Origin of the sequence: Pelagihabitans pacificus (assembly GCF_009371985.2) — a bacterium.
Lineage (GTDB): Bacteria > Bacteroidota > Bacteroidia > Flavobacteriales > Flavobacteriaceae > Pelagihabitans > Pelagihabitans pacificus.
The window spans coordinates 1,271,590-1,287,320 of the sequence record NZ_VIKU02000001.1 but is presented as its reverse complement, the minus strand read 5'-3'; the positions used below and the strand labels follow the sequence as shown (position 1 = coordinate 1,287,320).

Annotated in this window: 12 protein-coding genes; 9 read left to right on the top strand and 3 right to left on the bottom strand. The window is 43.5% G+C overall.

What is annotated here, in order from left to right; all coding sequences use genetic code 11:
- Positions 1–2: 2 nt before the first annotated feature.
- On the bottom strand, positions 3–746 hold the full coding sequence (locus FK220_RS05675) for a DUF3298 and DUF4163 domain-containing protein (RefSeq protein ID WP_152573289.1): 744 nt from the start codon (positions 744–746) through the stop codon (positions 3–5).
- Between the two features lie 99 nt (positions 747–845).
- Here FK220_RS05675 and FK220_RS05670 point away from each other — a divergent pair, with 99 nt between their 5' ends.
- The 4 genes from FK220_RS05670 to FK220_RS05655 all read left to right on the top strand — a co-directional run bounded on the left by FK220_RS05670 (position 846) and on the right by FK220_RS05655 (position 6,833).
- Entirely contained in the window at positions 846–2,000 is a 1,155-nt protein-coding gene (locus FK220_RS05670; protein WP_152573288.1) for a cystathionine gamma-synthase, read from the top strand.
- A gap of 114 nt (positions 2,001–2,114) precedes the next feature.
- Positions 2,115–3,458 (top strand): NADP-specific glutamate dehydrogenase, encoded by a 1,344-nt coding sequence (gene gdhA, locus FK220_RS05665; protein ID WP_152573287.1) that lies wholly within the window; start codon positions 2,115–2,117, stop codon positions 3,456–3,458.
- A 240-nt stretch (positions 3,459–3,698) separates the two neighbouring features.
- Positions 3,699–4,418 carry a DNA repair protein RecO gene (gene recO, locus FK220_RS05660; RefSeq protein WP_152573286.1) on the top strand — a complete coding sequence of 240 codons (720 nt, stop codon included), beginning with the start codon at positions 3,699–3,701 and terminating at the stop codon, positions 4,416–4,418.
- A gap of 72 nt (positions 4,419–4,490) precedes the next feature.
- The gene (locus tag FK220_RS05655; RefSeq protein ID WP_394352410.1) at positions 4,491–6,833 is read left to right on the top strand and encodes a TonB-dependent receptor; all 2,343 of its coding nucleotides are present in this window, start codon (positions 4,491–4,493) and stop codon (positions 6,831–6,833) included.
- A 93-nt stretch (positions 6,834–6,926) separates the two neighbouring features.
- Here FK220_RS05655 and FK220_RS05650 read toward each other — a convergent pair whose 3' ends face one another.
- On the bottom strand, positions 6,927–7,313 hold the full coding sequence (locus FK220_RS05650; protein WP_238718905.1) for a hypothetical protein: 387 nt from the start codon (positions 7,311–7,313) through the stop codon (positions 6,927–6,929).
- A 191-nt stretch (positions 7,314–7,504) separates the two neighbouring features.
- Between FK220_RS05650 and ileS the strand changes: the two genes are divergently transcribed.
- From ileS to FK220_RS05630, 4 genes are all read left to right on the top strand, one after another.
- Positions 7,505–10,903 carry an isoleucine--tRNA ligase gene (ileS, locus tag FK220_RS05645; protein ID WP_152573284.1) on the top strand — a complete coding sequence of 1,133 codons (3,399 nt, stop codon included), beginning with the start codon at positions 7,505–7,507 and terminating at the stop codon, positions 10,901–10,903.
- Between the two features lie 5 nt (positions 10,904–10,908).
- The gene (locus FK220_RS05640) at positions 10,909–11,292 is read left to right on the top strand and encodes a TraR/DksA family transcriptional regulator (protein WP_152573283.1); all 384 of its coding nucleotides are present in this window, start codon (positions 10,909–10,911) and stop codon (positions 11,290–11,292) included.
- 101 nt (positions 11,293–11,393) lie between these two features.
- Complete coding sequence (locus tag FK220_RS05635) at positions 11,394–12,014, top strand: hypothetical protein (protein WP_152573282.1); 621 nt, start codon at positions 11,394–11,396, stop codon at positions 12,012–12,014.
- A 32-nt stretch (positions 12,015–12,046) separates the two neighbouring features.
- The gene (locus FK220_RS05630) at positions 12,047–12,727 is read left to right on the top strand and encodes a lipoprotein signal peptidase (protein WP_152573281.1); all 681 of its coding nucleotides are present in this window, start codon (positions 12,047–12,049) and stop codon (positions 12,725–12,727) included.
- On the opposite strand, the gene FK220_RS05625 is transcribed toward FK220_RS05630, so the two are convergent.
- Positions 12,706–13,275 carry a 5-formyltetrahydrofolate cyclo-ligase gene (locus FK220_RS05625; protein WP_152573280.1) on the bottom strand — a complete coding sequence of 190 codons (570 nt, stop codon included), beginning with the start codon at positions 13,273–13,275 and terminating at the stop codon, positions 12,706–12,708. The genes FK220_RS05630 and FK220_RS05625 overlap by 22 nt on opposite strands.
- A gap of 660 nt (positions 13,276–13,935) precedes the next feature.
- Here FK220_RS05625 and uvrC point away from each other — a divergent pair.
- Positions 13,936–15,723, top strand: coding sequence for an excinuclease ABC subunit UvrC (uvrC, locus tag FK220_RS05620; RefSeq protein WP_152573279.1), 1,788 nt, complete (start codon positions 13,936–13,938; stop codon positions 15,721–15,723).
- The last annotated feature ends 8 nt before the right edge of the window (positions 15,724–15,731 follow it).

Below are 15,731 nucleotides of genomic sequence, written 5' to 3'. Positions count from 1 at the left end.
GCTTACGACTTTATCCGATTGGCCAGATAAGGTTTTACCTCTTCAAAGGGCAACACGAGGCTAATGGCCCCGTCGGAATAGGAAGCCACTTCGTACGGGTTGTAAAGTAGTTTGATTCCCTGTTCGGTGAAGCCAATGTTGTCGGGCAAATAAAAGCTATCCCTTTCAAACATGAGTCCGGTATGGTTGATTGATGCGTTCTCGGGGATTGCCTCCTGTTCCCGGAATTTCGTTTCCGCGAATTCTTCAAAATCCTGTTGGTTTTTGAACAACTCCCAATTTTCTAGCTCCCTACCTTTTTGTTTATCAAAGTTTAAAAACTGGTTGATACTGTACCCATGGGCACCACCAGTAAAGATGTACGAATTCATTTCGATAGTTAAGTGCTCGGTATCTTCATAGGTAATGGTACCTTCTATTTTTGCTTCCCAAGGAGTGGTTTCATCTTCAAAAAGGTCTCTCATTTTCTGATAACCCTGGCTAAACGATTGAATCGCTTCGTCCATGGAGGTGACTTCCACTTCATCGTCAAAAGACAAGAGGGCGATGATTTCTTCCTCGAGGGTGGCGTTGATAGTATTTGCCAGCCTGGTTCTGTCAAGAGGCTTGGGAACGACGATAGAGACCTTGGTGCACTCAGCACATTCATTCTCATTGACCATCAAAGGTTCGAAAGTAAGTTTTTCCGTTTTCTTACAACCAATGAGCAATAAAAAAAGAAGTACATAAGTCATGGAAGACTTCATAGGCATGGCTTTCGGTTTTATTGGGGCATGATGCACTCGAGGGGCGAGTATTGTATGCGTCCAAAGATAACGATACATTTGCAGCAATAATTATACAAGATGAGCGAAAAAAAGTTAAAATTCAATAGCAAGGCTATTCACGGAGGGCAGGAACCCGATAAGGCCTATGGGGCAGTCATGCCACCTATCTATCAAACATCGACCTATGCACAGAGTACTCCGGGCGGCCATCAAGGCTACGAATATTCTCGAAGTGCCAACCCCACCAGAACCGCATTGGAGAAGTCATTGGCCAGTATTGAAAATGGAAATTATGGCTTGGCCTTTGCCAGTGGCTTGGCAGCTATCGATGCGGTCATCAAGTTGCTGAATCCAGGTGATGAGGTAGTCTCAACAAATGATTTATATGGTGGAAGCTATCGATTATTCAAACAAGTGTTCGAAAAATTTGGTATCCGTTTTCATTTTATTGGGATGCAGAACGTCCACACCATTGAGGAATACATTAATGGGAATACCAAGCTCATCTGGACAGAAACCCCGACGAATCCGATGATGAATGTCATCGATATCCGTGCAATCTCGAAATTGGCGAAAAAGTACCGGTTGCTTTTGGCTGTCGATAACACTTTTGCCACTCCCTATTTACAGACCCCTTTAGATCTTGGCGCCGATATCGTAATGCACTCGGCGACGAAATATCTGGGAGGCCACAGCGATGTGGTGGTAGGAGCCTTGGTAGTAAGGGACAAGGATTTGGCCGACAAGCTTTATTTTCTTCAAAACGCAAGCGGTGCCGTATGTGGTCCAATGGATAGCTTTTTGGTTCTTAGAGGAATAAAGACCTTACACGTGCGTATGCAGCGCCACTGCGAAAACGGGAAGGCGGTAGCCGAATACCTCGCGGGCAACCCCAAAATAGAAAAGGTATACTGGCCAGGATTCGAAAATCATCCCAATCACGATATCGCCAAGAGTCAGATGAGTGATTTTGGGGGGATGATTTCGTTCGTGCCGAAAGGCAGTAATTATGATGAAGCCATAAAAATAGTGGAAAAATTGAAGCTGTTCACCCTTGCAGAATCGTTGGGTGGGGTGGAGAGTTTGGCCGGTCATCCCGCCAGTATGACCCATGCGAGCATCCCCAAGGAAGAGCGTGAGAAAAGCGGGGTGGTTGATTCTTTGATACGTTTGAGCGTTGGTATTGAGGATATTCGGGATTTGATTGCCGACTTAGAACAGGCTATCGGATAACGTTTTGTCATATTTTTAAAAAAAGCGGTTTTAAATTATAGGAATAGTATATTTTTGCCGTTATATTTTTAATTCAATAAAAAAACTTATTCCTAATACTCTATGGACGCAAAAATGCAAGCAAAAATCGATGGATTTATGGAGGAGGTCAAGACCCGAAATGGTCATGAGCCCGAATTCATACAGGCCGTTCAGGAAGTAGCCGAAACGGTGATTCCCTACATCGCGCAGAATGAAATATACAACGGTAAGAACATTTTATTGCGAATGGTGGAGCCAGAGCGATTGATCTCTTTTCGCGTGGCGTGGGTAGACGATGATGGTGAAATACATGTAAACCGGGGATACCGTATACAAATGAACTCCGCCATCGGACCGTACAAAGGAGGGTTGCGTTTTCATCCGTCTGTGAATGCCAGTATTTTAAAGTTTCTCGCCTTTGAACAGGTGTTCAAGAACAGTCTTACCACCCTTCCTATGGGTGGGGGCAAAGGTGGTTCCGATTTTGATCCCAAAGGCAAATCGGATGATGAGGTAATGCGTTTTTGTCATGCATTTATGACCGAGCTCTGTCGTCATATCGGTCCGAACACTGATGTGCCCGCCGGTGATATAGGGGTGGGGGCCCGGGAAATCGGTTTTCTTTTCGGTATGTATAAGAGAATACGCAATGAGTTTACCGGGGTACTAACCGGTAAGGGGCTTTCTTGGGGTGGCTCTAAGATACGCCCTGAAGCAACTGGTTACGGAACCGTATACTTTGCGCAAAGTATGCTTAAAACCAGGGATGAAGATGTTGATGGGAAAACGGTTGTTATTTCCGGATCTGGGAATGTTGCGCAATACGCCGCAGAAAAAGTATTGCAACTTGGGGGCAAAGTGGTTACCCTCTCCGATTCCGGTGGCTATATCTATGACGAGGAAGGGATCGACGAGGAAAAATTAGCCTATGTAATGGATTTGAAGAACAACAAAAGAGGTCGAATTTCCGAATACGCTGAAAAATATTCGTCGGCAAAATTCCACAAGGGAAAAACGCCATGGGATGTAAAATGCGATATCGCCTTGCCCTGTGCTACCCAAAACGAGTTGCATGAAAAAGACGCAAAGAACTTGTTGGACAACGGTTGCTTCTGCGTTGCGGAAGGAGCCAATATGCCCTGTACGGCCGACGCCGTGCACGCGTTTCACGACGCCAAGATTTTGTTTGCCCCCGGGAAGGCTTCCAACGCGGGAGGTGTGGCGACCTCCGGTCTGGAGATGTCACAGAACTCCTTAAGGATTAGCTGGACACGTGAGGAGGTTGATGAGCGTTTGAAAGGAATTATGGAAGATATCCATGAGTCATGTATCGAATACGGTGAGGAAGAAGACGGCTATTGCAACTATGTAAAGGGTGCAAACATAGCTGGTTTCGTCAAAGTAGCCGACGCCATGCTTGCGCAAGGAGTTATTTAAGGTAAGACATTGACAACAAGAGGTAGGGAAAACCTGACCGGTCTATTAGACCGATCAGGTTTTTTAGTTTTCAAGAGCATAACCATGGCTATTGTTAACGGATTAACCAACTTTTAGGGCCGACCGGTCTTGGATTCAAATATTCGAACATGTCGTTGTAAACGGTTTTTTTCCTTCGTACCCCGTACTTCGTTTTTCGTTTTTTTTCACGCTATCTTTGTCCCAAACCATCATAAAGTCATGCAGGTGACCACCCGTGCAATTGTGTTTTCCGCTATTAAATACGGTGATACCAGTCTTATTGTCAAGGCATTCACGGCTTCGGATGGTTTGAAAAGCTATATGCTCAAAGGTATCTTGGCATCTAAGCGGGGAAAACTGAAAACAGCACTCTTTCAACCCCTTACCCAATTGGAGCTGGCAGCCACCCATCGTAACAGAGGCACTCTGGAAAGCATTCGGGATGCTAGGGTTGTCCACCCATATCGGACACTGCATGCCGACATGGCCAAGAATGCAATGACCCTTTTCTTGGCAGAGATGTTGGGAAATAGTATTCATGAAGAGGAGCGCAATCAAGGGTTGTTCGATTTCTTGGAAGCTTCGTTACAATGGATGGATACCCACGACAATATTGCCAACTTTCATATCTACTTCTTGTTGGAACTCACCAAATATTTGGGTTTCTATCCCGACACGAATCGGATTGAGGCTTCTAGTTTCGATTTGCACGAAGGGGAATTTACGGATACTCCCTCATTGAACCCTATTCTTATAGGTGAAAACTTAACCTATTTCAAAACCTTCTTGGGCATAAATTTTGATGGGATACATACCGTTAGGATGACAAAGGCCAGCCGACAAGATCTTTTGAAATCCCTTGTCCTCTATTTTGAATTACATTTGCAGGGGTTTCGAAAACCTAAATCCCTGGCCATTTTGAATGAAGTTTTTAGCTAGTATATGCAGCGGATACTTTACGCATTAGTTTTTCTTTTTTTTCAGTCTGTCTACGGCCAACAAATTACTGTTTTGGACGCGGATACAGAAGAGCCCATTTCTAACGTCGCGATTTATAACTTTGACAAGTCGAAGACTGCTTTGTCCGATTTGGACGGTAAGTGCGACCTTTCTGTCTTTGCACGAAGTGAACGTATAACCTTTAAGCATATCGGTTATCAGATAAGAAAGACAACTCCCGGCCAGATAAACAGGCAAGGAGGGCGCGTATACATGGTCATGAAAGCACAACAGTTGGACGAGGTGGTAATGTCCGTCTCGAAATGGGAACAACAAAAGAAAGACGTTCCCCAGAAAATAGCCTCTATCGACTCCAGGGAAATAGCCTTTAATAACCCGCAAACCTCCGCTGACTTGCTGCAAAGTAGTGGAAAGGTCTTTGTGCAAAAAAGTCAGTTGGGAGGGGGCAGTCCGATGATTCGGGGTTTTTCAACCAACCGACTATTGCTTTCTGTAGATGGGGTCAGAATGAACAATGCCATCTTTCGCGGCGGTAATCTTCAAAACGTGATTTCAATAGATCCCTATACGGTACGTAATACCGAGGTAATTTTTGGTCCGGGCTCCGTCATCTATGGGAGCGATGCCATGGGTGGGGTCATGAACTTCTATACCAAAAAACCACAGTTTTCGACCATTGATAGCCTAGAGGTTTCCGGAAATGCGAATTATCGGTTTTCTTCTGCAAATGACGAGAATACAGGGCATTTGGATTTAAATATAGGCAATAAGAAGTGGGCGTCGCTGACCAGTGTAACCTACAATGGTTTTGGCGATTTGATGATGGGCGAACATGGCCCTGACAGCTATTTGAGAAATAACTACGTCGTGAGGTTGAATGGCGAAGATCGGCTGGTGTCCAATTCAGACCCCAGAAAGCAGCTCCCCACAGGATACGACCAAATCAATCTCATGCAAAAAATCACCTTTAAGCCGAACAGCGATTGGCTTTTTAAATTCAACACCCATTATTCGGAGACCTCCGATTACTCTCGATATGACCGGTTGATTCGTCCGGATGCGGAGGGAGACGGTCTTCGGTCTGCAGAATGGTTTTACGGTCCCCAAAAATGGCTTCTTTCAAATCTACAGATTGAAAAAAAGGGAAAGGGAAAGTTCTATGACGGTCTTCGGGTCACGACTGCCTATCAATTCTTTGAGGAAAGCAGGAATAACCGAAGTTTTAATGATCTCGATCTATTTACCACCAAAGAAAGCGTGAATGCGCTATCGATGAATATCGACTTTGAAAATAAAAAAATAGGGGATTTGAAGTTGTACTATGGTACCGAATACGTATTGAACAAAATAGGCTCCGAAGGAAGTAAAAGGAATATTGAGACCAATCTTGTTTCTTCGGCGGCATCCCGTTATCCTGATGGATCTACCTGGCAAACACTGGCAGGATATGTTACTGGAGAGTACAAGGCAAAGCCGAATTTAACCTTGTTATCGGGAGTACGGTATAGCCATGTGTGGATAGACGCCGTTTTTGACAAGACTTTTTATCCCTTTCCTTTTGATAATGCGAATTTGAACAATGGTGCCTTGACCGGAAGTTTGGGTATGAGCTGGTTTCCTTGGGTCAATTGGCAAATTACCTGGAATGGCTCTACCGGTTTTCGTGCCCCGAACATCGACGATGTCGGCAAAATATTTGATTCCGAGCCCGGATCAGTGGTCGTTCCTAATCCAGATTTGGAACCTGAATACGCCTATACTACGGAACTAGGCTTACAAAAGAATTTCAAGGACCGGGTAGTCGTCAAAGGAGCCACTTTCTACACCTATTTGGTCGATGCCCTAGTACGGCGCGATTTTCTGTTCAATGGCCAGTCGCAGATCGAATATAATGGTGAATTAAGCAATGTACAGGCGATACAAAATGCGGCAAAGGCCTACGTGTATGGCTTTGAGTTTGGATTGGATGCGTTTTTAACCGATAACCTATCCCTTGCGGCCAACCTGACCCTTACCGAAGGCGTCGAGGAAGAAGATAATGGCACCGATTCGCCCGGCAGGCACGTGGCGCCGACTTTTGGCGATTTTCATATCATGTGGAAAAACCAGCGGCTTAAGGCAGACCTATTTGTTAACTATAACGGGGAAATCCCTTTTGAGGATTTGGCCCTATCGGAAAGAAACAAGGAATTTATCTATGCGGTCGATACGAATGGAAATCCGTATTCGCCCTCTTGGTACACCCTTAATTTTCGTTCCCAATACAATGTTTCCAATACGTTAAGGGCAACCCTGAGTCTTGAAAACATTACGAATCAACGCTATCGTACCTACTCATCGGGAATTACGGCGCCGGGTAGTAATCTGATAGTCGGCTTGGGCTATAGTTTCTAGTTGCGCTCCTAAAAGAGGAATTGGAAAAAATAAAGGGATAAAAAATCCCCGGTAGCTAAATGCTGCCGGGGATTTTAAAGATTTGACGTTTCGTTAATTCTTTACGGCTTCCTTTGCCTTGTCCGCAGCATCCTTGGCGGCATCTTTTACCTGATTCCCAGCTTCTTTGGCCTTATCTGCAGCTTCACCGGCGGCATCCTTAACTCCTTCTACGGCATTATCGGTAGCTTCTTTGGCATCATCCATAGCCTCTCCGGCTTTTTCCATGGCGCCCTCGGCAGCTTCCTCTGTAGCTTCCGCGGCACTCTCCATGGCATCACCTGCTTTTTCCATTGCCCCCTCGGTGGCATCGGCAGCTTCATCGGCAGCATCGGCGGCGGCTTCGGTGGCCTCTTTTGCTTTATCGGCAGCATCTCTACACGATGTGAAGGAGAAAGCAAGGGCGATCATTAAAATGGAACTTAGAATTACTTTTTTCATGTTTTCAGTTTTTTGTGTTTATAGTTTTACGATAGGATATACGGGCTAATTTTGTTTTTGGATGCTACTTTTTTAACATTTAATCACATTTGTGGTTGTTCACCTGATATTTACAGTGTTAGAAATCCAATGAAATCCATCAAAAATCCCTAATTTTGCAGCCTTAATTTGCAGTGCTAGAAGCAGTTCGTATGAAGTTCACTGAATATAAAGGATTGGACCTCCCAAAAGTTGCAGAAGAGATTCTGGAGTATTGGAAGCAAAACGACATTTTTGAAAAAAGCGTTTCTACCAGGGAAGGTAAGCCGAACTATGTTTTTTACGAAGGGCCACCTTCTGCTAATGGGATGCCTGGCATTCACCATGTTATAGCACGTACGATCAAGGATATCTTCCCGCGATTTAAGACGATGAAAGGTTTTCAGGTGAAGCGAAAAGCCGGTTGGGATACCCACGGACTGCCAATAGAATTAGGAGTAGAAAAAGAACTGGGGATTACCAAGGAAGATATCGGGAAGAAAATATCAGTGGAAGAATACAATGCGGCCTGTAAAAAAGCGGTGATGCGCTATACCGATGTCTGGAACGAGATGACGGAGCAGTTAGGATATTGGGTAGATATGGATGACCCCTACATCACCTATAAGCCTAAGTACATGGAGTCGGTCTGGTGGTTATTGAAGCAAATCTACGACAAAGGCCTTATCTACAAAGGATATACCATTCAACCTTATTCCCCCAAGGCAGGTACGGGCTTGAGTTCACATGAGTTGAACCAACCGGGCACCTATCAAGATGTGACCGATACTTCGGTAGTGGCACAGTTCAAAGCGATTGAAAAAACCCTTCCCGAGTTTCTGCAAAATGAGGGGACCGTTTATTTCTTGGCCTGGACAACGACCCCGTGGACACTGCCTTCCAATACGGCTTTGACCGTAGGAACCAAAATAGACTATGTATTGGTGGAGACCTATAATCAATACACCTTTAAGCCTATGAATGTGGTCTTGGCAAAAAATTTGGTATCAAAACAATTTGCCGGGAAATTTCATCAGGTAGCGTCGAAGCCGGAACTATTGGAGTATACATCCGGCGACAAAAAAATACCATATTACGTCGTAAAGGAATTCAAGGGGAAAGATTTGTTGGGCATCCGGTACGAGCAACTTCTTGAGTATGCACTTCCCTATCAAAATCCCGAAAATGCCTTCAGGATCATTTCTGGGGATTTCGTGACCACTGAAGATGGTACGGGAATCGTTCATACTGCCCCTACCTTTGGTGCCGATGATGCCACGGTGGCCAAACAGGCCATTCCGGAAGTACCTCCTTTATTGGTACTCGATGAGCATAACAACCCAGTTCCGTTGGTCGACCTTCAGGGAAAATTTAGACCGGAGATGGGAGCTTTGGCGGGGAAGTATGTTAAAAATGAATACTACGACGAGGGCGAAGCCCCCGAACGATCCGTGGATGTCGAATTGGCAATCAAACTAAAGGAAGGGAACAAGGCCTTTAAGGTCGAGAAATACGTACACAGCTATCCAAATTGTTGGCGTACCGATAAACCCATTCTTTACTATCCCTTGGATTCGTGGTTCATCAAGATTACCGAAGTAAGGGATCGCATGTTCGAATTGAACGAAACGATTAACTGGAAACCAAAGTCGACCGGGGAAGGGCGTTTCGGTAACTGGTTGGCCAATGCGAACGACTGGAACCTATCGCGCTCCCGTTATTGGGGTATACCACTGCCCATTTGGAGAACAACCGATGGTCGGGAAGAAATCATCATAGGGTCAGTGGCCGAGCTGAAGTCCGAAATGGGAAAAGCGATTGCGGCGGGCGTCTTGGAGAAAGATATTTTTGAAGATTTTTTGGTGGGCGACTTTTCGGAGGAGAACTACAACAAGGTCGACTTGCATAAAAACATTGTAGACCAAATTACCTTGGTTTCAGCTTCCGGAAAACCGATGAGGCGAGAAAACGATTTGATCGATGTTTGGTTCGATAGTGGCTCTATGCCCTATGCCCAATGGCATTATCCGTTTGAGAACAAGGACTTTATCGACAAGGGGGAAGCGTTCCCAGCGGACTTTATTGCCGAAGGGGTCGACCAGACAAGGGGGTGGTTCTATACCTTACATGCCATAGCGACGATGGTTTTTGACGCTGTCGCCTATAAAAATGTGGTTTCCAACGGATTGATATTGGATAAGGAGGGCAAAAAAATGTCGAAACGTCTTGGAAATGCCGTTGATCCTTTTGAAACGATGAAAGATCACGGGGCAGATGCTACCCGTTGGTATTTGATAAGCAATGCGAATCCCTGGGACAATCTAAAATTCGACATCGATGGCATCGTAGAGGTAAAGCGAAAGTTCTTTGGCACGCTTTACAATACGTATTCGTTCTTTTCGCTCTATGCAAATATCGATGAATTCACTTATGTCGAGGAAGACATTGCATTGAACGAAAGACCTGAAATCGACCGGTGGATTCTGTCAGAGTTGCATACGCTGATCAAAACGGTCGATGCGGCCTACAGCGATTACGAACCGACCAAGGCAGCGCGGGCAGTATCGTACTACGTGCAGGAGAATTTAAGCAATTGGTATGTGCGCTTATGCAGAAGGCGATTTTGGAAGGGGGATTATCAGAAAGATAAGATTTCGGCTTATCAAACCCTTTACACCTGTCTGGTGACAGTGGCCAAACTATCGGCTCCCATCGCCCCGTTCTTCATGGATCGTCTTTACAAAGATTTAACAGGTGCCACGAAAAAGGAAACTTTTGAAAGTGTACATTTGGCGGAATTCCCATCCTACAGGGCGGATATGGTAGATAAGGAATTGGAAGGTAAGATGGAGAAGGCGCAGACCATTTCTTCCTTGGTGCTGTCTATTCGCCAAAAGGAGAAAATCAAGGTACGCCAACCGCTGAAGCGGATAATGATCCCTGTTCTGGACGAAAATCAACGGCATGAAATAGAAGCAGTTGCCGATCTGATTAAATCGGAAGTGAATGTGAAGGAAATCGACCTATTGGATGATGCCTCAGGTATTTTGATAAAACGGATAAAGCCCAATTTCAAGACCTTAGGGCCTAAATACGGCAAGGATATGAAGAAAATTGCTCAAGTGGTAGCGCAATTTGGACAGGAACATATCCAAGAAATTGAGCAAAAGGGCGAAATAAGTATTGAAATTGAAAATAAAACCATTAAATTACAGTTATTGGATGTAGAAATCACATCACAAGATATCGAGGGTTGGTTGGTAGCAAGTGCTGGCCCGCTCACAGTAGCCTTGGATGTGACCATTGATGATGATCTCAGGAAGGAAGGAATCGCCCGGGAATTGGTAAATCGAATACAGAATCTTCGAAAAGACTCCGGCTTCGAGGTCACTGACAAAATCGACATTAAGATTCAGAAAGACGGTCTAGTCGAAAATGCAGTGGCAAGTAATATGAATTATATCAAAACCGAGACCTTGACCGCTGAACTTGATTTTGAGGAAAAGTTGGAAAAAGGTACAGCAATCGCTTTTGATGAAGTGAACACAAAATTATATATTGAAAAACATTGAATACCATGGCACAGGATTTAAAAGTTAGATACTCAGACAAAGATTTGGCCGAATTTAAGGCACTTATCGAGGATAAGATAGAAAAGGCCAAAAGTCATTTAGAGCTCTTGAAGAGCTCTTACATGAACGATGGTAATAACGGAACCGATGATACCTCACCGACCTTCAAGGCTTTTGAGGAAGGTTCCGAGACCATGAGCAAGGAAGCCAATACGCAATTGGCCATACGTCAGGAAAAGTTTATACGGGATTTAAAAAACGCCTTGTTGCGAATTGAGAACAAAACCTACGGCATCTGCCGTGTTACGGGAAAATTGATCAATAAAGAGCGATTAAAACTGGTTCCCCATGCCACTCTGAGCATAGAAGCCAAGAATATGCAGAAGTAGAACGATACTGTATTTCCAATTTCGGTCCCTTTGTTTTCATTTGTAATCAGGATGCTCCGGCTTATTAGTGAAATAACGCTATAAGCCCCTTCATTTATCATATGCCAAAGCGGTTCTTCTTTTTACTAATATTAGCCTTTCACTTCGGGCAGGCCCAGAAAGTAGTTAAAAAGTCGATTGTACACCCTGGTATCTCGTTGATAAGTATCGACGCCCACAATTGCTTTGATATCTTGGTAGAGACTGTTGACAAAAGTGAAATGATGGTCGAGGCGAAAATTGATGGCGAATATAACGATGATCTAATGTTGAATCTAAAGGAGGAAGGAAGCACCTTAACGGTGGCTGCGGCATTTCTTCCAAGCTTTGTTAACCCGAACGACAAGTTGAGTGCACATAAGGTAGTTTCCATTGCACTTCACATTCAAATACCCCAATATAAGAATGTTACTCTCTATGGCACCAGTTGTAATGTGGTGGTGTCGGGAAACTATCGGAACCTGGACGTAAGCCTAAGTGACGGACAGTGTACTCTTGATCAGGTTGCCGAATCGGCAGAGGTAATCACCCAGAGCGGGGACATATTTGTTTTAGGTTCCGGTGCCCGTATCATCGCGAACAGTAAATACGGCTTTGTGGAGAATAATCAAATTCCCAAAGGGGACAACAGCTATATCTTGAACACGGTTACCGGAGATATCCATTTAAGTACAACGGAATAATATGGCTAATTTTGCCGAGCAGAAATCGAACTATGAGTTTTAGAAAATCCCTTTTGCTTATCGGTTTTATCCTTGTGGTCGACCAATGGAGCAAAATTTATATCAAGACGAATTTTACATATGGGGAGATAGTGGAAGTGTTCTCTTGGTTTGAAATTAACTTTATCGAAAATCCGGGAGCGGCGTGGGGTGCCAAGCTCAATGATTTTTTGCCCATTTCGGAAGGCACCGCGAAACTGGTGTTGACCGTTTTTCGTCTATTTGCCATTTTTGGTATCGGTTATTGGCTTTTTGATATCATTAGAAAGAAAGCTTCGTCAATTTATATACTATCCGTTTCGTTGATTTTTGCGGGTGCCTTGGGAAATATCATAGATTCCGTATTCTACGGTTTGATTTTTGACGAAAGTACAAGGACCCAAGTGGCTACCCTGTTTGCAGATAATCCGTATGGTAGCATGTTTCATGGAAAAGTGGTGGATATGTTACACTTCCCCATAATCAAGGATGCCGTTTGGCCAGAATGGATTCCGTATTTTGGAGGAAGTACCTTTAGCTTTTTTGAACCGGTGTTCAACATTGCCGACACGGCAATTAGTACAGGGGTAGGGATACTCATAGTCTTCAATAAAAAGGCCTTTGGAAAAGATGAAGGAGAAAAAGAGGACACGGATTCATTTTCGGAGGAACATCAGTCTTCTTTGAATGAGTAAATGTTCTTGGGGGTTACACAGTAATCCAAGCGGATATCTTGCTCATCCACATCGGTAATTACGTCTTCGGCCTCGAAAATCGATAATCCCACCTTCAGTACCCCAGGCCCGCATTCCGATAAGAACCGATCATAGAACCCTTTTCCATATCCTACACGATTTCCCCTCCGGTCGAAGGCGAGAAGGGGAACAAAAACGACATCCAGTTTGCTAGGGGCAATCGTTATACCATCTGTTGGCTCTGGAACGCCCCAAGTACTTTTCACAAGTTGGGTGCTATCGGTTAGTAGATAATGGGTTAGGGAGTTCTCCCCTGAAACCTTGGGCAATACCACTTGCTTATCCTTTCCGTACAAAATGGATAGTACAAAGGAAGTGTCTACCTCTTTTTTTTCGAAGATGGGAAGAAAAATATGATAATAACTTCCCTCCCAAATAGGTGTTTTTAGGAGTTGGTTGGCAATGCTCAAACTTGCATTTAATATAAATTCTCTAGAGGTATTTTCCCGAAGGGCACTATAGTTCAATCTCAAGTCTTTCTTGAGCATGATTTTGGATTAGACGCTTAAGGAGGTGGGGACTCTTAAGAATAAGTAGGGGAACTTAAATTTCTACCGTTCTTTCAAAATTACATAGTAGTAAATCTTGAAAAAAAGCATTAGCATTAAGTACAACCCGAGGGTGATTAAATACTTGTCCATGTTGTGCTTGATTTTGAATTTTAAATATAGCTAAAAAAACCGTTAAAAAATCTTTAAAAAGTAACTTTTTCTCGATGAAATGCACAATAATGTTTTTTTGCCAAGGGATTTAATCGTCCGTTTTTCAAATAGAACGAGTATTTAGAATTGTAAATAATTGATATACAGCGTTGTAAATATTTTGTAAGATTTTTCTTGCAATTATTTTTGCGATTGTAGAGTTTTCCTACCGATTATTTTTTTTAAGCTTCAGAATACTTTTATTTCCATTCGGTTAAAAATATAGTCATATTTTGTAAAAATTGTATAGGTGTGACAGGTCCTTTTCAAAGCCTTCTGATGCCAAAAGTTGTATTTTCACCCTGTCCGTTATTATAATATTTTAGTTTTTGACTTGTAAAATTGTACCCCTCTGAAAGCAGGGTTAAAAAAAGGAAATTGCTGGGTGCTTTTGTAAAAAGGCAGTAATTTAACTCCATAAACCAACGGTTAATTCTTTGAACAATAATGCCCCAAGTACCGATAGAAATTCAGTTGAGCACCTTACCCGATAGTCCAGGGGTATATCAGTTCTATGATGCGGATGACAGAATATTGTATGTTGGAAAAGCAAAAAACCTAAAAAAAAGGGTCACTTCCTATTTTAACAAAAACCATGAATACGGTAAGACCCGGGTCATGGTAAAAAAAATCGATAGAATCAAGCATATTGTTGTTCCTACCGAGTCGGATGCGTTGCTACTTGAGAACAATTTGATCAAAAAATATCGGCCAAGATATAATGTGCTATTAAAGGATGATAAATCATATCCTTGGATTTGCATTAAAAATGAACGCTTTCCCCGAATATTTCCGACCAGAAAACTGATCAAGGATGGGTCGGAATACTACGGCCCGTACACCAGTATGAAGACCGTACGTACCTTATTGGATTTGGTAAGAAGTGTTTATCCCCTTCGAACATGTAATTATGACCTTTCCGTGGAAAAAGTTGCTGCGGGTAAATTTAAATCATGCCTTGAGTATCACCTAGGGAATTGCAAGGCTCCCTGCGAAGGACGGCAAGAAGCGGAAGAATACCATCAACAAATCGATGATATTCGCGAAATCATCAAAGGCAATTTTAAATCCTCCCTGCAGTATTTTAAGCGCCAAATGAAAGGGTTGGCCAAGGAAATGAAATTTGAGGAAGCCCAACGGATAAAGGATAAGATCGATATTTTGGAAAACTATCAGGTAAAATCGACTATCGTGAATCCGAAAATCAACAACGTTGATGTATTTTCGATCATTTCCGATGAGGCTTTTGCGTATGTCAATTTTCTACAGCTTTCCCATGGTTCGATTATTCGTTCGCATACCATGGAAATCAAAAAGAAATTGGCTGAACTCGACAAAGACCTGTTGCAATTGGCCATTGTGGAGATACGCCAGCGTTTTCACTCCCAGTCAAAAGAGTTGTACCTGCCTTTTCCCGTGACCGTTGAACCCCATTTAAAGGTTACGATTCCCCGATTGGGCGATAAAAAAAAGATTGTTGAGCTCAGTGAACGAAATGCCCGGTTTTTTAGGCAAGAACGCTTTAAGCAAATCAAGATCATCGACCCCGATCGGCATACTAAGCGGATCATGGCACAAATGAAGATCGACTTGAGACTTTCCGAAGAACCTCGTCATATCGAATGCTTTGACAACAGTAATATTCAGGGTAGCAATCCGGTCGCGGCTTGTGTGGTTTTTAGGGATGGAAAACCGTCCAAGAAAGAGTATCGTCATTTCAATATCAAAACAGTGGAGGGGCCCGATGATTTTGCTTCGATGGAAGAGGTAGTCTTTAGGCGCTACAGGCGTTTGTTGGAGGAAGGGGAATCGCTCCCCCAACTTATAGTAATCGATGGGGGCAAAGGGCAGTTGTCGTCTGCTTTAAAAAGTCTCGACATACTGGGAATCAGGGGAAAAATAGCGATTATCGGTATCGCGAAGCGGCTAGAGGAAATTTACTTTCCCGAAGATCCCATTCCCCTATACTTGGATAAAAAATCGGAGAGTCTAAAAATTATTCAACAATTGAGGAATGAGGCCCACCGTTTCGGCATTACGTTCCATAGGAACAAACGCAGCAAAGCTGCTATTAATTCGGAATTGGAGCAAATCGAAGGCATCGGAAAAAAAACGGCACAGGATCTATTGAAATCCTTTAAATCGGTAAAACGTATCAAGGAGGCTTCTATAGAGAACCTGGCCGAAACCGTCGGATTGGCCAAGGCAAAAAAAATTTATGAAACATTTCACTAAAACCGACG